Origin of the sequence: Catellatospora tritici, from assembly GCF_019083965.1 — a bacterium.
In the GTDB taxonomy this organism is placed as follows: Bacteria; Actinomycetota; Actinomycetes; order Mycobacteriales; family Micromonosporaceae; genus Catellatospora; species Catellatospora tritici.
Window position 1 is genome coordinate 653,730 of the sequence record NZ_JAHRCY010000001.1, and the last position, 22,853, is coordinate 676,582.

25 protein-coding genes are annotated in these 22,853 nt (G+C 69.9%); 20 read left to right on the forward strand and 5 right to left on the reverse strand.

All coding sequences use genetic code 11. The features are described 5' to 3' along the window. From KUA19_RS02850 to KUA19_RS02870, 5 genes are all read left to right on the forward strand, one after another. On the forward strand, nucleotides 1–1,437 hold the full coding sequence (locus tag KUA19_RS02850) for a TldD/PmbA family protein (protein ID WP_217394452.1): 1,437 nt from the start codon (nucleotides 1–3) through the stop codon (nucleotides 1,435–1,437). Further along, complete coding sequence (locus KUA19_RS02855; protein ID WP_217394453.1) at nucleotides 1,434–2,750, forward strand: TldD/PmbA family protein; 1,317 nt, start codon at nucleotides 1,434–1,436, stop codon at nucleotides 2,748–2,750. The genes KUA19_RS02850 and KUA19_RS02855 overlap by 4 nt, the downstream gene beginning before the upstream one ends. Before the next feature lie 457 nt (nucleotides 2,751–3,207). Continuing rightward, nucleotides 3,208–4,014, forward strand: coding sequence for a succinate dehydrogenase subunit SdhC (sdhC, locus tag KUA19_RS02860; protein WP_217394454.1), 807 nt, complete (start codon nucleotides 3,208–3,210; stop codon nucleotides 4,012–4,014). A gap of 16 nt (nucleotides 4,015–4,030) precedes the next feature. After that, on the forward strand, nucleotides 4,031–5,914 hold the full coding sequence (locus KUA19_RS02865; RefSeq protein ID WP_217394455.1) for a fumarate reductase/succinate dehydrogenase flavoprotein subunit: 1,884 nt from the start codon (nucleotides 4,031–4,033) through the stop codon (nucleotides 5,912–5,914). Further along, nucleotides 5,911–6,915, forward strand: coding sequence for a succinate dehydrogenase/fumarate reductase iron-sulfur subunit (locus KUA19_RS02870; protein ID WP_217394456.1), 1,005 nt, complete (start codon nucleotides 5,911–5,913; stop codon nucleotides 6,913–6,915). The genes KUA19_RS02865 and KUA19_RS02870 overlap by 4 nt, the downstream gene beginning before the upstream one ends. 64 nt (nucleotides 6,916–6,979) lie before the next feature. Here the strand turns inward: KUA19_RS02870 and KUA19_RS02875 are convergent, their stop codons facing one another. Continuing rightward, on the reverse strand, nucleotides 6,980–7,387 hold the full coding sequence (locus KUA19_RS02875; protein ID WP_281302830.1) for a (deoxy)nucleoside triphosphate pyrophosphohydrolase: 408 nt from the start codon (nucleotides 7,385–7,387) through the stop codon (nucleotides 6,980–6,982). A gap of 220 nt (nucleotides 7,388–7,607) precedes the next feature. Here KUA19_RS02875 and KUA19_RS02880 point away from each other — a divergent pair, with 220 nt between their 5' ends. The 8 genes from KUA19_RS02880 (at nucleotide 7,608) to KUA19_RS02915 (ending at nucleotide 11,433) form a co-directional block, all read left to right on the forward strand. Next, nucleotides 7,608–7,913 carry a 4a-hydroxytetrahydrobiopterin dehydratase gene (locus KUA19_RS02880; protein ID WP_217394457.1) on the forward strand — a complete coding sequence of 102 codons (306 nt, stop codon included), beginning with the start codon at nucleotides 7,608–7,610 and terminating at the stop codon, nucleotides 7,911–7,913. A 53-nt stretch (nucleotides 7,914–7,966) separates the two neighbouring features. Further along, nucleotides 7,967–8,317, forward strand: a complete 351-nt coding sequence (locus KUA19_RS02885) for a hypothetical protein (RefSeq protein WP_217394458.1) — start codon at nucleotides 7,967–7,969, stop codon at nucleotides 8,315–8,317. A gap of 366 nt (nucleotides 8,318–8,683) precedes the next feature. After that, complete coding sequence (locus KUA19_RS02890) at nucleotides 8,684–9,181, forward strand: hypothetical protein (RefSeq protein WP_217394459.1); 498 nt, start codon at nucleotides 8,684–8,686, stop codon at nucleotides 9,179–9,181. Between the two features lie 412 nt (nucleotides 9,182–9,593). After that, the gene (locus KUA19_RS02895; RefSeq protein WP_308167316.1) at nucleotides 9,594–9,953 is read left to right on the forward strand and encodes a replication initiator; all 360 of its coding nucleotides are present in this window, start codon (nucleotides 9,594–9,596) and stop codon (nucleotides 9,951–9,953) included. Nucleotides 9,954–9,990: 37 nt separating this feature from the next. After that, on the forward strand, nucleotides 9,991–10,152 hold the full coding sequence (locus KUA19_RS02900) for a helix-turn-helix domain-containing protein (RefSeq protein WP_217394460.1): 162 nt from the start codon (nucleotides 9,991–9,993) through the stop codon (nucleotides 10,150–10,152). Next, nucleotides 10,149–10,325: a helix-turn-helix transcriptional regulator gene (locus KUA19_RS02905; RefSeq protein WP_217394461.1), complete on the forward strand. Its 177-nt coding sequence runs from the start codon at nucleotides 10,149–10,151 to the stop codon at nucleotides 10,323–10,325. Before KUA19_RS02900 ends, KUA19_RS02905 begins: the two co-directional genes overlap by 4 nt. Nucleotide 10,326: 1 nt before the next feature. Continuing rightward, nucleotides 10,327–10,662, forward strand: coding sequence for a hypothetical protein (locus KUA19_RS02910; protein WP_217394462.1), 336 nt, complete (start codon nucleotides 10,327–10,329; stop codon nucleotides 10,660–10,662). A 177-nt stretch (nucleotides 10,663–10,839) separates the two neighbouring features. Further along, nucleotides 10,840–11,433 (forward strand): tyrosine-type recombinase/integrase, encoded by a 594-nt coding sequence (locus KUA19_RS02915; protein WP_372451758.1) that lies wholly within the window; start codon nucleotides 10,840–10,842, stop codon nucleotides 11,431–11,433. 20 nt (nucleotides 11,434–11,453) lie between these two features. Here the strand turns inward: KUA19_RS02915 and ychF are convergent, their stop codons facing one another. Next, on the reverse strand, nucleotides 11,454–12,539 hold the full coding sequence (gene ychF, locus KUA19_RS02920) for a redox-regulated ATPase YchF (protein WP_217394464.1): 1,086 nt from the start codon (nucleotides 12,537–12,539) through the stop codon (nucleotides 11,454–11,456). Nucleotides 12,540–12,742: 203 nt separating this feature from the next. Here ychF and KUA19_RS02925 point away from each other — a divergent pair, with 203 nt between their 5' ends. The 5 genes from KUA19_RS02925 (at nucleotide 12,743) to KUA19_RS02945 (ending at nucleotide 18,145) form a co-directional block, all read left to right on the forward strand. Then, on the forward strand, nucleotides 12,743–14,125 hold the full coding sequence (locus tag KUA19_RS02925; protein WP_217394465.1) for an AlkA N-terminal domain-containing protein: 1,383 nt from the start codon (nucleotides 12,743–12,745) through the stop codon (nucleotides 14,123–14,125). After that, a complete protein-coding gene (locus KUA19_RS02930) occupies nucleotides 14,122–14,583 on the forward strand; it encodes a methylated-DNA--[protein]-cysteine S-methyltransferase (RefSeq protein WP_217394466.1) in 462 nt (153 codons plus the stop codon). The genes KUA19_RS02925 and KUA19_RS02930 overlap by 4 nt, the downstream gene beginning before the upstream one ends. A 282-nt stretch (nucleotides 14,584–14,865) precedes the next feature. Continuing rightward, nucleotides 14,866–15,417: a winged helix-turn-helix domain-containing protein gene (locus tag KUA19_RS43760; protein WP_217394467.1), complete on the forward strand. Its 552-nt coding sequence runs from the start codon at nucleotides 14,866–14,868 to the stop codon at nucleotides 15,415–15,417. A gap of 21 nt (nucleotides 15,418–15,438) precedes the next feature. Further along, nucleotides 15,439–16,881 carry a S10 family peptidase gene (locus KUA19_RS02940; protein ID WP_217394468.1) on the forward strand — a complete coding sequence of 481 codons (1,443 nt, stop codon included), beginning with the start codon at nucleotides 15,439–15,441 and terminating at the stop codon, nucleotides 16,879–16,881. A gap of 124 nt (nucleotides 16,882–17,005) precedes the next feature. Further along, the gene (locus KUA19_RS02945; protein WP_308167293.1) at nucleotides 17,006–18,145 is read left to right on the forward strand and encodes a DNA recombination protein RmuC; all 1,140 of its coding nucleotides are present in this window, start codon (nucleotides 17,006–17,008) and stop codon (nucleotides 18,143–18,145) included. A gap of 12 nt (nucleotides 18,146–18,157) precedes the next feature. Here KUA19_RS02945 and KUA19_RS02950 read toward each other — a convergent pair whose 3' ends face one another. After that, nucleotides 18,158–19,147: a 4-hydroxy-3-methylbut-2-enyl diphosphate reductase gene (locus tag KUA19_RS02950; RefSeq protein ID WP_372451759.1), complete on the reverse strand. Its 990-nt coding sequence runs from the start codon at nucleotides 19,145–19,147 to the stop codon at nucleotides 18,158–18,160. 9 nt (nucleotides 19,148–19,156) lie between these two features. On the opposite strand from KUA19_RS02950, the gene xseA reads away from it, so the two are divergent. After that, on the forward strand, nucleotides 19,157–20,383 hold the full coding sequence (gene xseA / locus KUA19_RS02955) for an exodeoxyribonuclease VII large subunit (RefSeq protein ID WP_217394470.1): 1,227 nt from the start codon (nucleotides 19,157–19,159) through the stop codon (nucleotides 20,381–20,383). Beyond that, nucleotides 20,380–20,571: an exodeoxyribonuclease VII small subunit gene (locus tag KUA19_RS02960; RefSeq protein ID WP_217394471.1), complete on the forward strand. Its 192-nt coding sequence runs from the start codon at nucleotides 20,380–20,382 to the stop codon at nucleotides 20,569–20,571. The genes xseA and KUA19_RS02960 overlap by 4 nt, the downstream gene beginning before the upstream one ends. 300 nt (nucleotides 20,572–20,871) lie before the next feature. Here the strand turns inward: KUA19_RS02960 and KUA19_RS02965 are convergent, their stop codons facing one another. Then, nucleotides 20,872–21,789, reverse strand: a complete 918-nt coding sequence (locus tag KUA19_RS02965) for a DMT family transporter (protein ID WP_217394472.1) — start codon at nucleotides 21,787–21,789, stop codon at nucleotides 20,872–20,874. Nucleotides 21,790–21,808: 19 nt separating this feature from the next. Continuing rightward, entirely contained in the window at nucleotides 21,809–22,807 is a 999-nt protein-coding gene (gene glpX, locus KUA19_RS02970; protein ID WP_217394473.1) for a class II fructose-bisphosphatase, read from the reverse strand. Nucleotides 22,808–22,853: the final 46 nt, after the last annotated feature.

The window sequence follows — 22,853 nt, forward strand, 5'->3', positions numbered from 1 at the left end:
ATGTCCTATTTTGACGTGGGGGAAGCGGCTGTCTCGGCAGCTCTCGACGCGGGAGCGCGGTACGCCGACGCGCGGGTGATGCACCGGCGCTACGAATCCATGGACGCCCGCAACGGCGAGATCGAAGACCTGTCCTCGACCGAATCCGCGGGCATCGGCGTACGCGCGCTGGTCGGTTCGAGCTGGGGCTTCTACGCCGTACCCGAGCTGTCCGACAGCGCGGCCCGCCTGGCCGGCGCTCGCGCCACGGCCATCGCCAAGGCCAGCGCCAGCGTCGCCGGACGGGCGACCGACCTGGTGCCGACCACGGTCAGCACCGCGACCTGGGCCAGCGAATGCCTGATCGACCCGCTGGCGGTGCCGCTGTCGGACAAGGGCGACCTGCTCACGCACGCCACCAAGACGATGCGCGAGCACGGCGCCGACGTGGCCACCGCCCTCTACTCCGTCTGGGACACCCGCAAGTGGTTCGTCTCCAGCGAGGGCCACCGCATCGACCAGCACGTACGCGAGTGCGGCGCGGGTATCCAGGCGACCAGCATCGGCGAGGGCGAGACCCAGGTCCGCTCCTACCCGGCCTCGCGCGGCCAGTACGGCACCCGCGGCTGGGAGCTGATCCAGGGCCTGGACCTGCTCGGCAACGCCGCCCGCGTGGCCGAGGAGTCCCGCGAGCTGCTGACCGCCCCGCAGTGCCCGAGCGGCGAGACCACCCTCATCCTCGGCCCCGAGCAGCTGTTCCTGCAGATCCACGAGTCCGTCGGCCACGCCATCGAACTCGACCGCATCCTCGGCTGGGAGGCCGCCTTCGCGGGCACCTCCTGGCTGGACCTCTCCCAGCTCGGCTCGCTGCGCTACGGCTCCGAACTCATGAACATCACCATCGACCCCACCCTGCCCGGCGCACTCGGCAGCTTCGGCTTCGACGACGAGGGCACCCCCGCCGCCAAGCGGTACGCGGTACGCGACGGCATCTGGGTCGGCGTCCTGGCCGGACGCGACTCCGCCGCCCTGGCCGGACTCGACTACGCGGGCAGCGTCCGCGCCGACGGCTGGTCCCGCCTGCCCATGGTCCGCATGACCAACGTGGGCCTGGAACCCGGCCCGCACACCCTCGAGCAGATCATCGCCGAGACCGACGACGGCATCTTCATGGAGAACAACCGCTCCTGGTCCATCGACGACAAGCGGCTCAACTTCCAGTTCGGCTGCGAGGTCGCGTACGAGGTGAAGCACGGCAAGCGCGGCCGCCTGCTGCGCAACCCCAGCTACACCGGCATCGGCCCCAAGTTCTGGCAGTCCATGGACATGCTCTCGTCCGAGATCGAGTACTGGGGCACGCCCAACTGCGGCAAGGGTCAGCCGACCCAGTCCGGTCACACCGGTCACCCGGCCGCACCGGCCCGCTTCCAGGGCGTACGGGTCGGAGTCCGCGCATGACCGACGTCGAGAAGATCGCCGACCAGGTCCTCGACCTGGCCCGTCGTGCCCTGCCCGGCGGCGAGGTCGAGGTGGGGGCCGACAGTGTGCACCGGGCGCTGACCCGGTTCGCCAACTCGTTCATCCACCAGAACGTCACCGAGGACAGCGTCACCGTCCGGCTGCGCGCCCACGTCGACGGCCGCACCGTCACCACCATGACCACGTTGACCGGCCCCGAGGGCCTGACTTCGCTGGTCGACCGCACGGTGGCCGCCGTCCGCTCCGCCCCACGCGACCCCGGCTGGCCCGGCCTGCCCGGCCCGTCTCCACTCCAGCTCCCCGGCACGGTCGACGCCGCCACCCGCGACGCCTCCCCCGACGACCGGGCCGCCCGCGTCCGCGCGTTCGTCGACGCGGCCAAGGGTCTGGAGACCGCGGGCTACTGCCAGACCGGCCACTGGACCGGCACTTACCGCAACAGCGCCGGTCAGGCCCTGACCGCTTCGGCCACTACCGCCGACATGGACGGCATCGTCCGGGACTCCGGCGCCGACGGCGTGGCCCGCCGCTCCAGCCGGGCCCTGTCCGAGCTGGACGGCGCCGCCCTGGGCACCCGCGCCTACGCCAAGGCGACCAGCCAGCGCGACCCGATCGAACTCCCACCCGACCGGTACGAGGTGATCCTCGAACCTGAGGCCGTCGGCGACCTGCTCACCAACTTCGCCTACTTCGGCTTCAACGCCAAAGCCCACGCCGAGCGCCGCAGCTTCGCCCAGCTCGGCACCGCGCAGTTCGACGAGCAGATCACGCTGTACGACGACCCGCGCCAGCCCTTCGACGTCGAGGGCAGCCCGCGCGGCCGCCTCGTCCTCGTCGACAAGGGCGTGACCAGCGCCCTCGCCCACGACCGCCGCACGGCTGCCACGGGCGGGATGGTCTCCACGGGCCACGGCGGCGACCCGTCCTGGGGCCCGATGCCCGACAGCTTCGGCTTCGAGCCGGGCTCCGCCACCGTCTCGTCGATGATCTCCAAGGTGGAGCGCGGGCTGCTCGTCTCCGACCTCTGGTACACCCGCGTGCTCGATCCGCGCCAGCTCGCCCTGACCGGCCTGACCCGCAACGGCGTCTGGCTGATCGAAAACGGCGAGGTCACCCGGCCGGTGCGCAACCTGCGCTTCACCCAGGCGTACCCGCAGGCGCTGGCCCCCGGTCAGGTCCTCGGCGTCGGTGGCGAAGCGGTCCCGCAACCGTCGCGAATGTTCCTCGGCTCATGGACGGCCCCCGCCCTGCACCTGGCCTCCTGGAACATGACCGGCGGCGCATCCGGCTGAGCAAGATCCCTCAAGTTGCCGGGCAATCGTGGGAAAGCGTCCCCAAGATACGCCCGACTGCCCGGCAACTTGACCGATAGACGTCGCGGTGTGAGTTCATCCGGATAGGTGTGACGACGGGAGTCGGCCGTCTGCTCGGCACATCGCCAGGTCGGTGTGGACGTTCGACGACGACCTGCTGGTCGCGGCGCATAGTCGGCGGTGCGTGCGACCGGTACGTCGCGCACTTCGAGCAGCCGTGGGGCGCCGCCCGCGCGGCTTCCTGATTACTCGGTCAGCCCGGACCGCGGCGCGGTCAACGACGTTGTGCGGCGGGGCGCTGCGGCTCGGACCGATGCCGAGCGATCGTTAACATCACAGTGTCCCCGGTCACATGATCGACATCTTTCGGCGTACCGTGTGGTGATTGATCCACGCACGTGTTCCCACGAACTGGTATATCAGGGAGCGACGAAAGATGACGACGACGGCAACGAGGCCGATCGGCGCGCGTCCGCGCGCTGCGATCGAAGCCAAGACGTTGCGCACGGACCGCTGGTGGCTGGCGCCACTGCTGACGGTGATCGGACTGACCGCCTGGGTCGCCTACGCGACCTTCCGGGTGTTCATGCAGAAGTATTACTGGGTCGGGGCCTATCACTACCTCACCCCGTTCTACTCCCCCTGCGTGTCGAAGGGCTGCGTGCCGGAGGCCTCGGAGTTCGGGCAGCCGCTGCCGGACAGCCCCTGGATCCCGTACGCGGCGCTGTCCCTGCCGTTCCTGCTGCTGTTCCGGCTGACCTGCTACTACTACCGCAAGGCGTACTACCGGTCGTTCTGGATGTCGCCGCCCGCGTGCGCGGTGCCCGACGGCCACGGCGCGTACTCGGGTGAGACGCGCTTCCCGCTCGTCTTCCAGAACGCGCACCGGTACGCCTTCTACGCCGCCGTGCTCATCAGCCTCATCAACACCTGGGACGCCGTGCTCGCGATGCACTCGCCGACCGGCTTCGGGTTCGGCCTGGGCAACGTGATCCTGTGGGTCAACGTGATCATGCTGTGGGCGTACACCGCCTCGTGCCACTCGTGCCGCCACATCATGGGCGGCCGACTCAAGCACTTCTCCAAGCACCCGGTGCGCTACAAGCTGTGGGGCTTCGTGTCGAAGCTGAACACCCGGCACATGGGTCTGGCCTGGACCACGCTGGCCACGCTGGCGCTGACGGACTTCTACATCATGGCCGTCTCCGCCGGCTGGATCAACGACCTGCGGTTCATCGGCTGAGGGGCGACGACGACTTATGGTGAACATCGAAGCGCACGCGTACGACGTCGTCGTGATCGGAGCCGGTGGCGCCGGTCTGCGCGCCGCCATCGAGGCCCGGCTCGCGGGCAAGAAGGTCGCGATCATCTCCAAGTCGCTGTTCGGCAAGGCGCACACGGTCATGGCCGAGGGCGGCGCCGCGGCGGCGATGGGCAACGTGAACAGCAACGACAACTGGCAGGTCCACTTCCGCGACACCATGCGCGGCGGCAAGTTCCTGAACAACTACCGGATGGCCGAGCTGCACGCCAAGGAGGCGCCGGACCGGATCTGGGAGCTGGAGACCTATGGCGCGCTGTTCGACCGCACCAAGGACGGAAAGATCTCGCAGCGCAACTTCGGCGGCCACGAGTACCCGCGCCTGGCGCACGTCGGCGACCGGACGGGGCTGGAACTGATCCGGACGCTGCAGCAGAAGATCGTGTCGCTGCAGCAGGAGGACAAGGCCAAGTTCGGCGACTACCAGGCGCGCATCCGGGTCTTCGCCGAGTGCACCATCACCGAGCTGCTGCTGGAGGGTGAGGGCGCGAACAAGCGGATCGCGGGCGCGTTCGGCTACTACCGCGAGTCCGGCGAGTTCGTGGTGTTCGAGGCCCCGGCGGTGGTCCTGGCCACGGGTGGCGTCGGACGGTCCTACAAGGTCACCTCGAACTCGTGGGAGTACACCGGTGACGGGCACGCGCTGGCGCTGCGCGCCGGGGCGAAGCTGATCAACATGGAGTTCCTGCAGTTCCACCCGACCGGCATGGTGTGGCCGCCCTCGGTGCGCGGCATCCTGGTCACCGAGTCGGTGCGCGGTGACGGCGGCATCCTCAAGAACTCCGAGGGCAAGCGGTTCATGTTCGACTACGTCCCGGACGTCTTCCGCAAGCAGTACGCGGAGACGCCCGAGGAGGGCGACCGCTGGTACACCGACCCCGACAACAACCGCCGCCCCCCGGAGCTGCTGCCCCGCGACGAGGTCGCCCGCGCGATCAACTCCGAGGTCAAGGCCGGACGTGGTACGAAGGCAGGCGGCGTCTACCTCGACATCGCCTCGCGTCGCCCCGCGGCCGAGATCCTGAAGAAGCTGCCGTCGATGTACCACCAGTTCAAGGAGCTGGCTGACGTCGACATCACCACGCAGCCGATGGAGGTCGGCCCGACCTGCCACTACGTCATGGGCGGCGTCGAGGTCGACCCGGACACCGCGTCGGCGGGCGTGCCCGGCCTGTACGCGGCGGGCGAGGTCTCCGGCGGCATGCACGGCTCCAACCGGCTCGGCGGCAACTCGCTGTCGGACCTGCTCGTCTTCGGCAAGCGCGCGGGCGAGTACGCGGCGTCCTACGCCGACGGGCTGGCCGCGCGGCCGAAGATCGACGACACGCAGGTGGCGGCCGCGGTGGAAACCGCGTTGACGCCGCTGACGCGTGAGGGCGGCGAGAACCCGTACACGCTGCAGAGCGACCTGCAGGACGTGATGGGCGACCTGGTCGGCATCATCCGCCGCAAGGGCGAGCTCGAGGATTCGCTGCGGCGGCTGGCCGAGCTGCGCGAGCGCATCCAGAAGGTCGGCGCAGCCGGCGGTCGCCGCTACAACCCGGGCTGGCACCTGGCCCTGGACCTGCGCAACATGCTGGTGGTGTCGGAGTGCACCGCCAAGGCGGCGCTGGAGCGCGAGGAGTCGCGCGGCGGCCACACCCGCGAGGACTTCCCGAAGATGTCCTCGACCTGGCGCAAGGTCAATCTGGTCTGCTCGCTGTCGGTCGAGGGCGACGTCGACCTCACCCACCAGCCCATCCCCACCATGACCCCCGAGCTGCTGGGCCTGTTCGAGCAGTCCGAGCTGGCCAAGTACATGACCGAGGAGGAGTTGTCGTGACCGTTCGTCAGTTCAAGGTCTGGCGGGGTGACGAGTCCGGCGGCCGGCTCAACGACTACCAGGTCGAGGTCAACGAGGGTGAGGTCGTGCTCGACATCATCCACCGGCTTCAGGCCACCCAGGAGCCGGATCTGGCCTGCCGGTGGAACTGCAAGGCCGGCAAGTGCGGCTCCTGTTCGATGGAGATCAACGGCATGCCCCGGCTGGGCTGCATGACCCGGATGTCGACGTTCGAGGAGGACGAGACCATCACGGTCACGCCGCTGCGGACGTTCCCGGTCATCCGCGACCTGGTCACCGACGTGTCCTTCAACTACCAGAAGGCGCGCGAGATGCCGGCGTTCGCGCCGCCGACCGACGTCGAGCCGGGCGACTACCGGATGCAGCAGGTCGACGTGGACCGGTCGCAGGAGTTCCGCAAGTGCATCGAGTGCTTCCTGTGCCAGAACACCTGCCACGTCGTACGGGACCACGACGAGAACAAGCCGGCCTTCTCCGGCCCGCGTCTGTTCATCCGCGCCGCCGAGCTGGACATGCACCCGCTCGACGCCCGGACCGACCGCAAGGAGATCGCGCAGCAGCAGCAGGGCCTGGGCTACTGCAACATCACCAAGTGCTGCACCGAGGTCTGCCCCGAGCACATCAAGATCACCGACAACGCCATCATCCCCATGAAGGAACGGGTCGTGGATCGCCGGTATGATCCGCTCGTGGTATTCGGACGCAAGATCCTTCGTCGTGACCAGCTGACCAGCACCGCTGTGGCTGAGCCCGCGGTGCACTCCGGCCCGGTCACCGTGGCCGAGGGCGCCGCCCCGGTCAACTTCAGCCGCCCGCTCTCCGGGCCGCCCGGACCGGAGGTCAACGCCGCCGGTCACGTCAACCTGAACGAGATGCTGTCCGACCGGGCCGCCGCGGCGTCCCCGTTCGGCGACGACATCACGTTCCCGGTCGACCCGAAGACCCTGAACTACTACCACCCGGGCGCCAGCGACCACTGAGCCCCGGCGTGACCGCACGCCGAAAGCCCCGCCGACCCAGGTCGGCGGGGCTTTCGCGCTGGGTTCAGCCGCGCAGCAGGTCGGGCAGTGCCGCGACGATCGGAGCGTCGGCGGGCAGCCACTGCACCGAGTCGAGTTCGTCGGCGGCCAGCCAGCGCAGCTCGGCGTGCTCGATCAGCTGCGGCACGCCCTTGAGCAGGCGGGCGGCGTACACCCGCAGCACCGCGCGGCCGTGACCGAGCAGCACGTCCGCGCCCACCCGCTCGCCGACCTCGACCAGGACGCCCAGCTCCTCCTCGCACTCGCGCACCAGCGCCTCAGGCTCGGTCTCGCCCGGTTCCACCTTCCCGCCGGGGAACTCCCAGCGGCCCGCGACCTCCGGTGGTTCGGAGCGTTCGCAAGCCAGCACGCGCCCGTCGGCGATGATCGCGGCACCGACGATGATTCGGATCTCGGAGGAGAAGTTAGGCACGGCGGACAGCGTGCCAGAGATTGGGCCTTCATGGTTAGCACTGCGTGACGAGCCGAGTCCACCCTGCACACAGCGTCCCGTGAAGTGCTGGAAGTCGGTTTTGTGAGCGTGGACACGCGCTCAAAATGCGGGCAGGATGGGTATCACCTGAGTGACGGTGCGGACAAGATTCGGCCACAAGCCGATATCGGCCACCGGGGGAATGGAGCGGGAGGTGCTGATGGGCGCAGTCTGGAGACGGGGCCGACGGCGCGACTACCTCAGCGACGCACTATCCCAACTCACCGGCTGGGTCCATGAGGGCGACTGCCTCAAACGCACCCTGCCGCTCGACGACACCCAGCACGCGGTGCTCACCGAGCGGATCTCGGTCGCGGCCGACACGTTCGGCGTCCGACCGCACATCCGCCGGCTCGACGGGCGCACGCAGATCCAATTGTGCGTCGACGACGGCGGTGGATTCACCGACGCCGAGATCGGCATGGCGGCCCGCGTCGAGGCCGCGTACCAGTCGCTGCGCGACTAGCGTCACGTGCGGCCGCACGCCGACCCGACCCACCCCCGCGACCCCTTCCGGCCATGATTGCGATCTCCGGACAGGTCCTGGCAGGCGAGGCCGAACAACCGACACGTGGCATGCTCGCCGCCATGGATTCGGAGTTGCCCGACGGTTGGAGCCTGGAGCGCATTCGACAGGTGTCAGGAGCGGAGGACGCCGTCGCGCTGTCCACCGACCGACCCGTGAGCTACCGCGAGCCGGGTTCCGACGATGTGCCGCTGCAACCTGACCTGGCGCTCGGCTTCGATGGGCTGTGCCTTGTCCGCGTCGACGGCGACGGCTGGTACATGGGCAGCGTCCTCGCCGATGGTTCTGTGGTCTGCTGGGCGCGGTACGGCGACGATCTCTACGAGGCGTTGCGCGGCTTGTGACCGGCACTATGCAGTTTCGGGGAAAGTGCACGAATTCCGGCTTGGATTCGTGCGCTTTCCCCGAAACTGCAGCCTCCGCGCAGCGGGGTGCGCGGCGGTGCGGTCAATGGCGGCGTCAGACGTTGAAGCGGAACGGCCCACGTCCCGGAGTTCGCCAGGGTGAACATCTCCGGCCTGGAGAAGCTCACGCCTGGCGCTCTCCGTCAGTGGTCGGATCTTCCCGCTGTTTCACGTCCTTGTGTGCCCCAGGTGTGCCCCAGCCCGTCCGGGACGGTCCTCGCCGTCCTGCGCTTGATTGCATGGCGCGGTTAGCCTTTGGCGATGCGACGTCGAAGGCCGCAGCCAAAATCACGCTGGCCGCGGCCGATGCAGTTCATCGCTGCTCTGCGACAGGCGACCTGGCTGGATTGGCTGTTGATCGGCTTCTTGGCGACGGTCACGGCCGTTTTCGTCATGTTTTGGTCCTGGAGCGTGCCTGCCGCGTGGGACGGCCTGCGGGCCAACTTCGTCGGAAGTTCAGGGACCGTGATGGTGGCAAGTTGTGAAGACCTCGGTATCGGGAAGGACCTGCGGCATGGATGGTCGTGCCGTGGCAGATTTGTCGCTGACGATGGCGCTTTCGAGATCGAGTCCGTACGAGCAGTGGTCAAGCGCCAGGCGCGGCCTGGTGGAGAACTCGCGGTTCGGGCCAGCGGACCTGAAGCCGAGACGGTATGGCCCGCTGGTGAAGTCGAGTGGATCGCCGCAGTGGTCCTCGCGGTCGGTTTACCGTTTGCCGTCCTGCTGTTCTTACGCTGGCTGGTAGACGGCATCAGGCCGGTCACGGGCTGGCCTGACAAGCGATCCGGTACCAGGCAGCGCTGAAAATGCTGAGCCGCGAGTGGTGATCTCCTTGCGGCGGCAGTCTTGACCAGACCGCAGCCGCCGGCGGGTGGCGGAGCGGAGCTGCCCGCCGGCGGGTGTGGTACTGCCCTCGTGGTGACGGCGTAAGGAGATCACCACCCCAACCACCCCTCTCCAACCTTCTTCCCGCAGCTGCGCCGGGTGCATCTCTGAAGCGGTGGCCGGGGTTCGGGGCGGAGCCCTGAGGTCTGTGGATGCTGTGGTGTTCGGGCGTGGCAGCGTCGCGGGAGGAACGGTCTGGTCCACGGCGGTGGTCCGACATGGCTCTTGGGGTTCAAGGGCTACACGTCGGCTGGCGCCCGCGTCCCCCGCGCGGGCCGCAGGCAGAGCGCGGGGGGAACGCGGTGCGCCGGGCCGCGTCAGCGGCCCTTGACTGACTCCGGGCCGCTGCTCGGGCAAGGTTCACCAGCCGACCACGCTCGGGTTCACCGGACGCCGGGTCCTGGTGTCGCGGCAGTGGTCGGGCAAGACCCTGGCCGACCACCGCGCCGACAACCGCGCCTGGGTCCGCACCGTCCTGGCCGGCGCCCTGGCCGACGACGAGACGCCCCAGCCCGACGACACCCGCCGCTACACCTTCGAGCTGGCCAAGCCGGAAGACCCCGACGTCGACAGCCTGGCCGTGCGGCTCATGCGCGCCATCTCCGAACGCCGCCGCTGGCACACCGAACTCGAACACGCCCGCAACACCGCATCACCGACTGATCCCGCCCACCTGACGCTCGCCGCCTGACCTGGAGAAAGCCGTGAACCGTCTCGACCGTGAGTCCATGCCCCTGCTCCTGGAGGTCCCTGCAGCGGCGAAGCTGCTGGGCATCTCCCGATCCGCCGCCTACCGGGCCACCGCGTCCGTCGAGCTGCCCTCCCGTCGTCTCGGCGGCCGGGTCTACGTCGTCACCGGCAAGCTGCTCGACCTCGTGGAGGAGTCATGACCACCGCAGCGCTCTGGTCAATCCAGGAGACTGCGTCTTACCTGCGGCTTCCGGTCGGGACGCTGTACCAGTGGCGGTACCGCAAGACCGGCCCGAAGTCGTACAAGGTCGGTCGCCACCTGCGGTACGACCCGGCCGAGGTCCGTGCGTGGCTCGCCAAGCAGGTGGGCTGACGTGGGGAGCGTCGACAAGCGCGTCCGGAACGGCAAGACGACCTACCTCGCCCGCTGGCGTGACAACGCGGGCCGCCAGCGGAAGAAGGCGTTCGACCGGAAGGTCGATGCAGACCGCTACCTCAAGGAAATCGAGGCTGACCTGCTGCGGGGCCAGTACGTCGATCCAACCGACCGCACGACGGTGGTCGAGTACGCACGCGTGTGGGCTGCTGGCCGGGTTCACCGACCGACGACGGCCCGCCGTGTAGCCGGGCAGATCGAGAAGCACATCGCAGGGACGCCTCTCGGCAACCGGCGCCTTAGCGCCGTCCTGCCGTCCGAGGTGCAAGCGTAGGCAGCGGGCCGGGCAAAGGTCCTCTCCCCCACGACTCTCCGGAACCTGGTCGGGCTGCTGCGGTCCATCTACGCCGCAGCGGTCCTTGACCGCCTTGTAGGCCGCTCGCCCGTTGTCCGGGTGTCGCTACCTGCGGCGCATCGGGAACGGATCGTGCCGCTGACCGTGGGCGAAGTGATGCTCCTTGTTTCGGCAATGCCTGATCGGAACCGCGCGATGGTCGTCACGCAGGCAGGGCTCGGCCTCCGCATCGGCGAACTGCTGGGCCTGCGCCGGGTCGACGTCGATTTCGACCGACAGACAGTCCGAGTTGAGTTCCAGATCGCGCCAGCCTCGAAGGTCCGTTCGGACCCGAAGACCAGGCGCAGCCGCCGAACCGTGCCGCTGCCGCAGGTCGTCGCCGACGCTCTGACCAAGCATCTCGCGAAGTACCCGGCAGCAGAGGACGGCACGCTGTTCACGACCCGCTTCGGCGCGCCCTACAGCCACAACTACTACGGCACGGTCATCTTCCGGGCCGCCGTCCGCCGAGCCGGTCTCCCGAAGACGGTCACGTCACACGACCTGCGGCACCACTACGCCTCGGTGCTGCTGGCGCAGGGCGAGTCGGTCATCGCGGTCGCCGAACGGCTCGGGCACGAGAACGCCAACCTGGTGCTGTCGACGTACGGCCACCTCATGCCGGACTCGGAGGCTCGGACCAGGAAGGCGATCGATGACGCGTGGTCATGTGCCCCGGATGTGCCCCAGGACGTGGGGCACAATCCGTGAGCTGCTGAAACGGGCAGTTTTCAGACGTTGAAGCGGAATTCCACCACGTCGCCGTCGGCCATGACGTACTCCTTGCCTTCGATGCGCACCTTGCCCGCCGCCTTCGCGGCCGCCATCGACCCGGCCGCCATCAGGTCGTCGAACGCGACGATCTCGGCCTTGATGAATCCGCGCTGGAAGTCGGTGTGGATGACCCCCGCCGCCTCCGGCGCCGTCGCCCCGACCGGGATGGTCCAGGCGCGCGTCTCCTTCGGCCCCGCGGTGAGGTACGTCTGCAGCCCCAGCGTCCCGAACCCGACCCGGATGAGCTGGTTGAGCCCCGGCTCGGACTGCCCGATCGACTCCAGCATCTCCGCCGCGTCCTCCGGCGACAGGTCGATCAGCTCGGACTCGATCTTCGCGTCCATGAAGACGGCCTCGGCCGGGGCAACCAGGGCGCGCAGCTCGTTGAGGAACGCCTCGTTGCCCAGCTCCGCCTCGTCGACGTTGAAGACGTACAGGAAGGGCTTGGCGGTCATCAGGTGCAGTTCGCGCAGCTCGGCCAGGTCGATGCCGTCCTTGGCGGCCCCGGCGAACAGGGTGGTGCCGGTATCGAGCAGGTCGCGGGCGGCCTTGGCGTTGGCGAAGATGGCCGCGCGCTCCTTGCGGACCTTGGCCTCCTTCTCCAGCCGAGGCAGCGCCTTCTCGATGGTCTGCAGGTCGGCGAGCATCAGCTCGGTGTTGATCGTGTCGATGTCGTCCTTCGGCGAGACCTTGCCGTCGACGTGTACGACGTTGGGGTCGCTGAAGGCCCGCACCACCTGGCAGATCGCGTCGCAGTCGCGGATGTTCGCGAGGAACGCGTTGCCCCGGCCCTGGCCCTTGGAGGCGCCCTTGACCAGGCCCGCGATGTCGGTGAAGCTCACCGGCGCGGGCAGGATCTTCTGCGAGCCGAACATCTCGGCCAGCTTGTCCAGGCGCGGGTCGGGCAGTCCGACAACGCCGACGTTGGGCTCGATGGTGGCGAACGGGTAGTTCGCCGCGAGCACGTCGTTGCGGGTCAGCGCGTTGAACAGGGTGCTCTTGCCGACGTTGGGCAGGCCGACGATGCCGATGGAGAGACTCACGAGCAGCGAGTCTATCGGGCCGCCCGCACCACCTTTCGATCTTGCCGATGAGAATTACCCTCGCCACCTTTCCGCCCGGAATCGATCAGGAACCTGTGCCGTCGACACGCCGTCGACCCGTGCCACAAGTTCATGATCAACGTGGTGGAGGTCGGGTCCGATTTCCGCTAGCGGGCGGGTGGGGGCGGGCGGAGACTGGGGGCGTGGACAGCAACGACGGGTGGTATCGGGCGGTCAGTAGTCGGGACGGGAGGTTCGACGGGAGGTTCTGGATCGGGGTCACCTCGACCGGGATCTACTGTCGGCCGTCATGCCCGGCGCGTACGCCGAAGCCGGAGAACGTGCGGTATTTCGTGAGCGCGGCGGCCGCCGCCCGCAGCGGGTTCCGGGCTTGTCGCAGGTGCGCGCCGGACGCGGTGCCGGGGTCGCCGCAGTGGGACAGCCGGGCCGACGTGACCGCGCGGGCGGTGCGGCTTATCGGCGACGGAGTGGTGGACCGGGGCGGGGTGCCCGCGCTGGCGCAGCGGCTCGGTTACACCGAGCGGCACCTGAACCGGCTGCTCACCGACGAGCTGGGCGCCGGGCCGCTGGCGCTGGCCCGCACGCAGCGGGCGCAGACGGCCAAGACACTGATCACGAACACGGCGCTGAGCCTGTCGGAGATCGCGTTCGCGGCCGGGTTCGGCAGCATCCGCCAGTTCAACGACACCATCCGCGAGGTGTACGGCTGCGCGCCGTCCGAACTGCGCCGCGGCACGCCCCGCGCCGACGGCACCATGTCGCTGCGGTTGAGCTACCGGCCGCCCCTGCACGCCGACTCGCTGTTCGCGTATCTGGGGGCGCGGGCCGTCAGCGGCGTCGAGTCGTACGACGGCGGCGGCTACACCCGCACGCTCACGCTGCCGCACGGCATCGCCACGGTGACGCTGCGGCCCGGTGACGGCTGTGTACACGCCGAGTTGAGCCTCGCCGACGTGCGCGACCTGACCCCGGCGGTGTCGCGCTGCCGTCGCCTGCTCGACCTGGACGCCGATCCGATCGCCGTCGACACCGTACTGTCCGCCGATCCCGCACTCGCGCCGCTGGTCACGGCTTTTCCGGGGGTACGGCTGCCGCGCAGCGTGGACGGGTTCGAGGTGGCGGTGCGGGCCGTGGTCGGCCAGCAGATCAGCGTCGCCGGTGCCCGTACCGTGCTGGGCAGGCTGTGCCGCGACGGTGTCTTCCCCGACCCGGACCGGCTGCTGGCGCTGCCGGACGAGGCGTTCGCGATGCCGGTGGCGCGGCGCGAGACCCTGCGGCGGCTAGCCGGGGCGGTCCGCGACGGGCTGCCGCTCGACGGCGGCAGCGACCGGGCCGCGACCCGCGCGGCGCTGCTGGCCCTGCCCGGCATCGGCGAGTGGACCGCCGACTACATCGCGCTGCGCGCCCTGGGCGACCCGGACGTGCTGCTCCCCACCGACCTGGGCACGCGTCGGGGCGCCAAGGCGCTCGGGCTGCCCGACGATCCCGCCGCCCTGCTGCGGCACGCCGAGCGTTGGCGCCCCTGGCGCTCATACGCCCAACTGCGACTCTGGAGCCAAGCATGATCACGATCAAGACACCCTTCGGTCCGTTCTCGATGTCCGGCGACGGCACCTCGGTCACCGCCGCCGCGTTCGCCGACACCCCTCAGCCCCTGCTCAAGGGCACCCCGGACGGTCCGGTGCCGCAGGCGGCCGTGGACGCGGCGCGCGCGTACTTCGACGGGGACCTGGACGCACTCGACTCCGTCCCGGTCGCCTGGTACGGCGGCACGGACTATCTGCAGCAGTGTTGGAAGGTGCTGCGGGAGGTGCGCGAGCCGGTGACGTACACGCGGCTGGCGGAGCTGACCGGGCGCCCGGCGGCGGTGCGCGCGGCGGCGCAGGGGTGTGCCCGCAACCAGATCGGGTTGTTCGTGCCGTGCCACCGGGTGCTGCGTACCGACGGCGCGCTGGGCGGCTTCCGCTGGGGCCTGGACGTCAAACGCGCCCTGCTCACCCACGAAGCCACCCACCGCCCCTGACACCCCAGCCCTTCCGCCCCACCCGCCCATTTAGCATCGACGCTGGCCTATCTAGTGGACGAATCGGAAAAATTCGTCCACTAGATAGGCCAGCGTTTATGAAAAGACGAGACGGGTACCACTCCCGCCCGATTTCCTACTAGACCGATAGGAGTTGCGGAGATATCGTGTCCTGGTATTGCCGAGTCGCTCGTGGAGGGTTCCGTGCCGCGAACATTCCGATGTCACCGACCGTTCGCCCACAAACCCACCCGCGGACCAGCAACGACCAGGAGATCTGAGATGACGACGACCCTGCTGACCGAGCCCACCCCCGCCGCCTCGCCGGTGTCGACCACGATCACCCTGCCCGTCGCGGCCCTCGGCGACGACGCCACCCAGCCGCTCACGGTCACGCTCACCCTGCAGCTGACCGGCCCCGACGCCGCCCACGCCGCCACCCGGCTGGTGCACGCCCTCGCCGACGTCGAACCACTGCGCGACCTGCCGGAACTGCCCGCCCTGGCGATCCACGACGGCGAGCTGGTCTCGCCGTCCGCGCCGGTCGTCATCGACCTGGTCAGCCGCAGCATCCTGGTGCGCGGACGCGCGATCCGGTTCACCCGGCGCGAGTTCGACCTGCTGCACTTCCTGGCCCGCCACCCGGGCGCCGCGTTCACCCGGCTGCAGCTGATGCGCGCCGTGTGGGGGCACGAGTTCAGCGGCGAGCGCACCGTCGACGTGCACGTGCGGCGGGTGCGGGCGAAGCTCGGCGAGCACGGCGGGGCGCTGACCACCGTGCACGGCTTCGGATATCGGCTGGAGACGCCGAACGGCATCGCCGTGCACCGCTGACGCGAAGTAGGGTCTGTCGCCATGGCAGACGAGAAGAACAACGGCGGCAAACCCGCCGAAGCCGAGCCCGCCGACGATCTCAAGGTCACCCACCATGAGCGGGGCGGGCTGCGCTACACCGCGACCGCGGGCCGGGTCGTGCTGCGGAGCGAGTCGCACACCGACGACGCGTTCGACGGGCACAAGGCGAAGGCGGAGATGTTCGTCGTGGCGTACACGCTCGACGGCGCCGACCCGGCCACCCGGCCGGTGACCTTCGCCTTCAACGGCGGGCCGGGCTCGTCGAGCGTGTGGCTGCACGTCGGCCTGCTCGGTCCGCGCCGGGTGGTGATGGGCGACGCGGGTGCGCTGACCCCGCCGCCGTACGGGCTGACCGACAACCACGAGACGCTGCTGCACCACTCCGACCTGGTCTTCATCGACCCGGTGTCGACTGGCTACTCGCGCGCGATCAAGGGCGGCAAGAGCAAGGAATACCACGGCTTCACCGGTGACGTGGAGAGCGTGGCGGAGCTGATCCGGCTGTGGACCTCACGCAACGGCCGATGGTCGTCACCGAAGTACCTGTGCGGAGAGTCGTACGGCACGCTGCGTGCCGCCGCCCTGGCCGAGCACCTGCAGGACCGGTTCGGCATGTGGCTCAACGGCCTGATGCTCGTCTCCAGTGTCCTCAACATCGGCACGCTGGAGTTCCACCCGCACCTGGACGTGGCCTACCCGCTGTTCCTGCCCACCTACGCGGCCATCGCGCACTACCACGGCCTGCACGGCGACCGGCCGCTGCGCGAGGTGCTGGACGAGGCGGAGGCGTTCGCCGACCGGGCGTACCCGTGGGCGCTGGCGCGCGGCGCCCGGCTGTCCGACGCCGAGCGGACCGCCGCGATCGGGCAGCTGGCCCGGCTGACCGGTCTGAGCGAGGACTATGTCGACCGCGTGGACCTGCGGCCGGAGCACGTCCGTTTCTTCACCGAGCTGCTGCGCTCGCGGCGGCGCACGGTCGGGCGGCTGGACGGGCGGTTCCTGGGCTGGGACGCCGACTACGGGCGCGAACGCTGGTCGGCCGACCCGTCGATGGACGCGATCATGGGCCCGTACAGCGCAGCGATCAACCAGTACCTGCGCGGCGAGCTCGACTACGCCAACGACCTGCCGTACCGGGCGCTCTCCTCCGACGTGCACCCGTGGTCGTTCAAGGAGTTCGAGGGGCAGCACATCAACGTGGCGGACAAGCTGGCCGCGGCGATGCGCGCCAACCCGCACCTGCGGGTGCAGGTGGCCTGCGGCTACCACGACGGCGCCACGCCGTACTACGCCTCCGAGCACACCTTCGCCCACCTGGAGATCCCGGCCGAGCTGCGCGGCAACATCGAGTTCAAGTACTACGAGGCCGGCCACATGATGTACGTCCACGAGCCCAGCCGCCTGGCCCAGTCCCAGCACCTGGCGGACTTTGTAACGGGTTGAGCACGCGGGATCGCGGCGGCGTCTGGACTGAGGAGCGTGACGGCCGAAGGCCGTAGCGACGAAGGAAGACGTCGCCTTGAGGGCGATCCCGCCGCAGCCGCCTCGCGGCTGCCATATTAGACGCGTGGACACGTTCCTGATCGTTGTCGTCTGTCTCGGGGCGGGCGGTGGGCTCGGTTGGCTCGCCGCCCGCTCGCGCTCCGCCGCCGACGTGGCACGGCTGCAGGCCACCCTGGACGCCGCGCAGGCGGGTGAGGCGCGGCTGGAGCAGGCGATGCGCGCGCTGTCGTTCGAGGCGACCGCCCAGTCGCAGGAGGCGGTCTCCCGAGCGGTGGCGCCGCTGCACGACACGCTGCGGCGTTACGAGCAGCGGGTCAACGAGATGGAACACGACCGGGTCGACGCGTACGCCCAGCTGCGCGAGCAGGTCCGGGCCTCGGCCGAGATCTCGGCCGCGCTACGCAGCGAGACCGGGCAGCTGGTCGCGGCGCTGCGCACCTCGCATGTACGCGGGCGCTGGGGCGAGCACCAGCTGCGCCGCATCGTCGAGGCCGCGGGCATGCTGCGCCACTGCGACTTCGACGAGCAGGTCACGGCGGTGCGCGACGTCAGCGCCGACCTTTCGGTGGTCCGGCCCGACCTGGTGGTACGGCTGCACGGCGGCCGCAGCGTCGTGGTCGACGCGAAGGTGCCGCTCGACTCGTACCTGACCGCGTTCGAGGCCCGCGACGAGCGGCTGCGCGACACCCACCTCGACGCGCACGCCCGCGCCCTGCGCTCGCACGTCGACATCCTCAGCGGCCGCGCGTACTGGCAGGCGTTCGAGGCGACGCCGGAGTTCGTGGTGCTGTTCGTGCCCGCCGACCCGTTCCTGGACGCGGCGCTGCAGCGGGACCCGTCCCTGCTGGAGCACGCGTTCACTCGCAACGTCGTCCTGGCGACCCCGTCGACCCTGGTCGCGCTGCTGCGTACGGTCGCCTACACCTGGCGCCAGGAGGCCCTGTCCCGCAACGCCCTCCAGGTCCACGAGCTGGCCAAACAGCTGTACGCCCGCCTCGGCACGGTCAGCGGTCACCTGACCAAGCTCGGGACTTCCCTGTCCGGCTCGGTGACCGCCTACAACGCCGCCATCGGCTCCCTCGAACAGCGCGTCCTGGTCACCGCCCGCCGCCTCAACGAACTCGGCGTCGGCGGCGACGAACTGCCCGAGCAGCGCCCCGTCGAGCTCACCCCCCGCCAACCCCAAGCCCCCGAACTCCTCTGATCAGAGGTCAAGTCAGGCGGTGGCGGCTTTCATGTCGCGCTTGAGTTCCTGGGGCAGAGAGAAGGTGAGGCGCTCCTGCACCGTGAGGACCTCCTCGACGTCGGCGAAGCCGAGCTCGGCCAGCCGCGCCAGCACCTCGATGACCAGTTCCTCGGGCACGCTCGCGCCGGAGGAGAGGCCGACCGTGGTCGCGCCCTCCAGCCAGGCCGGGTCGATCTCGTGCGCGAAGTCGATCAGGTGGCCCTGGCGGGCGCCCGCCTGCACCGCGACCTCGACCATGCGGACCGAGTTCGACGAGTTGCGCGAGCCGACGACCAGGACGACGTCACAGTCGGGAGCGATCTGCTTCATCACCTGCTGGCGGTTCTGGGTGGCGTAGCAAATGTCGTCGCTGGGCGGCGACTGCAGCAGCGGCAGCTTCTCCTTGAGCCGGGCGACCGTCTCCATGGTCTCGTCCACGCTGAGCGTGGTCTGCGAGAGCCAGACCACCTTCTCCGGGTCGCGCACGGTGACCTTGTCGACGCCGTCGGGGCCGTCGACCAGCTGGATGTGCCGCGGGGCCTCGCCAGAGGTGCCGATGACCTCCTCGTGCCCCTCGTGCCCGATCAGCAGGATGTCGTAGTCCTCGGCCGCGAAGCGGCGGGCCTCGTGGTGCACCTTGGTGACCAGCGGGCAGGTCGCGTCGATCGCCTTGAGGTTGCGCTCGCGGGCCTGGTCGTGCACCTCGGGCGCCACGCCGTGCGCCGAGAAGATCACGGTCGCGCCCTCGGGGACCTCGAAGTTCTCCTCGACGAAGATCGCACCCTTGGCCTGGAGCGTGGAGACGACATGCTTGTTGTGCACGATCTCCTTGCGGACATAGATCGGGGCGCCGTACAGCTTCAGCGCCTCCTCGACGGTCTGCACCGCCCGGTCGACGCCCGCGCAGTAACCACGGGGCTTGGCCAGCAGGACACGCTTGCGAGGAGTCTCGAACACCCGACCATCGTACCGTCGGCCTATGGTGAGCCGGTGACTGAGCAGAGCACCCCCGAGCAGCCTTGGCCCGTTCGGGTGATCAGCCAGAAGATCAACGCGTGGATCGGCCGCCTCGGCTGGGTATGGGTCGACGGCCAGGTGGCCCAGCTCTCCCGCCGTCCGGGGTCGAGCACGGTGTTCCTCACCCTGCGCGACCCGTCGGCCGACCTGAGCCTGACCGTCACCGCCAGCCGCGACGTACTGGACGCCGGGGCGCCTCAGCTCACCGAGGGCGCCCGGATCGTGGTGCACGCCAAGCCGGAGTGGTTCGCCCAGCGCGGCACCCTGAGCCTGCGCGCCGACGAGATCCGCCAGGTCGGCCTGGGCGAGCTGCTGGCCCGCCTCGAACAGCTGAAGAAGCTGCTCCAGGCCGAGGGCCTGTTCGACCCGCGCCGCAAGCGCAAACTGCCGTTCCTGCCGAACCGGATCGGGCTGATCACGGCGCGGGCCAGCGCGGCCGAGCGCGACGTGCTGACCAACACACGTCGCCGCTGGCCGTCGGTGGACTTCAAAGTGGTGCCCGTCACGGTGCAGGGGCCGACCGCGGTGCCGTCGATCATCGGGGCGTTGCAGCTGCTGGACGCCGACGAGTCCGTCGACGTGATCATCATGGCCCGGGGCGGCGGTTCGGTGGAGGACCTGCTGCCGTTCAGCGACGAGGCGCTGTGTCGTGCGGTGTTCGCGTGCCGTACGCCGGTGATCTCCGCGATCGGGCATGAACCGGACACTCCACTGGTCGACTGGGTCGCCGACGTACGCGCGTCGACACCGACAGACGCGGCCAAGCGGGTGGTGCCCGACCTCGCTGACGAGATCCGGCTGATCGGGCAGGCGCGGGGGCGGCTGGAGCGGGCGGTGCGCAACCGCGTCGAGCGCGAACAGCAGCGGCTCGACAGCATCCGCAGCAGGCCGTCGCTGGCCAAGCCGTACCAGATGGTCGAGCAGCGGCTGACCGAGGTCACCGCGCTGCGCGACCGGGCGGGGCGGTCGCTGGGCAACCGGCTGCACCGCGCCGAGAACGACCTGCATCACACGCTGGCCCGGCTGCGGGCGCTGTCGCCCGCCGCGACACTGGCGCGCGGGTACGCCATCGTGCAGCGTGCCGACGGGCATGTGGTGCGCGCGGCGGCCGAGGTGGGCGCGGGTGACGCGCTGAGAGTGCGGCTGGCCGAGGGTGAGCTCGCCGCTACCGTGAACGGACCGAAGAAGGGGAAGGCATGACCGAGCAGCTGTCGTACGAGCAGGCGCGGGCCGAGCTGGCCGAGGTGGTGCAGAAGCTGGAGTCCGGCGGCGGCACGCTGGAGGAGTCGCTGGCCCTGTGGGAGCGCGGCGAACAACTCGCCAAGATCTGCCAGACCTGGCTCGACACCGCCAAGGCGAAACTCGACGCCGCCACCTCCAACTCCTGACCCGGCCCGCACCACTCCCCGCCCGCGCCACCCCCGCCCCGCGCGCCGCCCCCGCCCGTCCCACCCCGCGCCAAGATCGCTCAAGTTGCCAGGCAATCGGGCTCAAGTGCCCTCAAGATTCGCCCGATTGCCCGGCAACTCAAATGATCAAGGTCCACCACGTGGGAATGGGACCCCGATTGCCCGACAAGTCGCGCGATCTTGACCTGCGGCGGCGCCGTGAGCGACGGCGCTGGGCGAGGTCCGATCCGCCCGGATCCCCACTCTCGAAGGTGGGCGTCGGGAGGAAGCCGGGCGGGGTCAGCCGCGGGCGGCGATGCGGACCGCGATCAGGGTGAGCAGGGCGCCGGTGATGGTGAGCAGGTCGGGGCGACCAGCCGTGCCGGGGGCGATCGTGTCGATGGTCAGGGCGCCCAGGATCTGGCCCGCGATCATGCCCAGCCCGAGCAGCAGTACGCCGATGCGGTGCACCACCGCCGCCGAGATCGCGATGAACGCGATGCCGAGCGGCCCGCCCAGGTAGAGCCAGAACTGCGTGGGCAGGTGGCCGGGCGGGGCGCCACGCAGCGCGTACTCGATGGACAGGGCGAGCAGCAGCGCGCAGGTGCCGACGGCGAAGTTGAGCAGGGTGGCGGGCCACGGCGAGCCCGCCGCCCGCGCCACCCGGCCGTTGACACCCTGCTGCCAGGCCACCCCGACACCGGCCAGCAACGGCAGCGCGGACAGGCCGATCGCGCGCGGGTCGCCGAGGTGGGTGGAGACGGCGACGAAGACCGCGCCCACGCACAGCACGGAACCGATGAGCCGGTTGCGGGTGACGGGCCGTACGCCGCCGGGCCCGATCCCGGCCCGGTCCACGGCCAGGCTGGACGCGGACTGTCCGGCGACCAGCGCCACGATGAACACCGACACCCCCAGCAACGGCACGGTCAGGCCCTGGGTGGTGACCAGGAACGCGCCGCACGCCCCGCCGACGCACTGCCACCAGCGCAGACCTCCCCCGCGTACGGCGGCGACCAGGCGGCGTACGCCGGTGCGCATGAGGGGCAGGGCGAGCAGGAGCACGATCAGCCCGACGCCGAATGAGATCGACGCGGCGGCGATGCCGTCGTCGAGCCGTCGGCCCAGTTCACCGTTGAGGCGTGACTGCAGGGCGAGGAACGCGCCGCCGAGGACGGCCAGGCCGACTCCGGCGGCGCGGGTGGTGCCGGTGTTCACGGTGAGGGGGTGCCCGCTCTCAGTTGAAGTCCACCGCCGAGTAGCTCGCGAGCTTCTCCAGCCGGTGGTACGAGTCGATCACACGAATGGTGCCCGACTTCGACCGCATCACGATCGACTGGGTGTACGCCCCGTTGTCGCGGTAGCGCACGCCCCGCAGCAGGTCGCCCGAGGTGACCCCGGTGGCCACGAAGAACACGTTCTCGCCGGTCACCAGGTCGTCGGTGGTGAGCACCCGGCTCAGGTCATGCCCGGCCGCCAGTGCCTTCTCCCGCTCGGCCTCGTCGCGGGGCCACAGCCGCCCCTGCATCGCCCCGCCGATGCACTTGAGCGCACAGGCGGCGGTGATGCCCTCAGGCGTGCCGCCGATGCCCATCAGCACGTCGACATCGGACTGCTCGCGGGCGGCGGAGATGGCTCCGGCGATGTCGCCGTCGGAGATGAAGTTGATCCGGGCGCCGGTCTCGCGTACCTCGCGGATCAGGTCGGCGTGGCGGGGCCGGTCGAGGATGCACACGGTCAGGTCGGAGACGCGGACCCGCTTGGCCTTGGCGATCCGGACCAGGTTCTCGGTCCAGCCCGCGGTGATGTCGATGACATCGGCCGCTTCCGGTCCGACGACCAGCTTCTCCATGTAGAAGACGGCGCTGGGGTCGAACATCGCGCCGCGCTCGGCGACGGCGAGCACGGCCAGCGCGTTGGGCATGCCCTTGCTCATCAGGGTGGTGCCGTCGATCGGGTCGACCGCGACGTCGACCTCCGGGCCGGTGCCGTCGCCGACCTGCTCACCGTTGAACAGCATCGGGGCGTTGTCCTTCTCACCCTCGCCGATCACCACGACGCCGCGCATGGGCAACGAGTTGATCAGTTTCCGCATGGCGTCCACGGCGGCCCCGTCGCCGCCCTCCTTGTCGCCGCGGCCGACCCAGCGGCCGGCGGCCATGGCGGCGGCCTCCGTCACGCGTACGAGATCAAGGGCCAGGTTGCGATCGAGATCCTGGGGATTACGGGTAGCCATCATGCTGCTCCTCACCGTTGAAGCGCCTGTTCGCATCCTGTCATGC

Coding starts and splice junctions, on each gene's coding strand:
- KUA19_RS02855 (WP_217394453.1), top strand. CDS start 1,434: ATGACCGACGTCGAGAAGATCGCCGACCAGGTCCTCGACCTGGCCCGT.
- KUA19_RS02900 (WP_217394460.1), top strand. CDS start 9,991: ATGCCCCTGCTCCTGGAGGTCCCTGCAGCGGCGAAGCTGCTGGGCATC.
- KUA19_RS02885 (WP_217394458.1), top strand. CDS start 7,967: ATGATTGCGATCTCCGGACAGGTCCTGGCAGGCGAGGCCGAACAACCG.
- sdhC (WP_217394454.1), top strand. CDS start 3,208: ATGACGACGACGGCAACGAGGCCGATCGGCGCGCGTCCGCGCGCTGCG.
- KUA19_RS02940 (WP_217394468.1), top strand. CDS start 15,439: ATGGCAGACGAGAAGAACAACGGCGGCAAACCCGCCGAAGCCGAGCCC.
- KUA19_RS02915 (WP_372451758.1), top strand. CDS start 10,840: ATGCTCCTTGTTTCGGCAATGCCTGATCGGAACCGCGCGATGGTCGTC.
- KUA19_RS02865 (WP_217394455.1), top strand. CDS start 4,031: ATGGTGAACATCGAAGCGCACGCGTACGACGTCGTCGTGATCGGAGCC.
- glpX (WP_217394473.1), bottom strand. CDS start 22,807: ATGGCTACCCGTAATCCCCAGGATCTCGATCGCAACCTGGCCCTTGAT.
- KUA19_RS02960 (WP_217394471.1), top strand. CDS start 20,380: ATGACCGAGCAGCTGTCGTACGAGCAGGCGCGGGCCGAGCTGGCCGAG.
- KUA19_RS02930 (WP_217394466.1), top strand. CDS start 14,122: ATGATCACGATCAAGACACCCTTCGGTCCGTTCTCGATGTCCGGCGAC.
- KUA19_RS02880 (WP_217394457.1), top strand. CDS start 7,608: ATGGGCGCAGTCTGGAGACGGGGCCGACGGCGCGACTACCTCAGCGAC.
- KUA19_RS43760 (WP_217394467.1), top strand. CDS start 14,866: ATGACGACGACCCTGCTGACCGAGCCCACCCCCGCCGCCTCGCCGGTG.
- KUA19_RS02905 (WP_217394461.1), top strand. CDS start 10,149: ATGACCACCGCAGCGCTCTGGTCAATCCAGGAGACTGCGTCTTACCTG.
- KUA19_RS02890 (WP_217394459.1), top strand. CDS start 8,684: ATGCAGTTCATCGCTGCTCTGCGACAGGCGACCTGGCTGGATTGGCTG.
- KUA19_RS02850 (WP_217394452.1), top strand. CDS start 1: ATGTCCTATTTTGACGTGGGGGAAGCGGCTGTCTCGGCAGCTCTCGAC.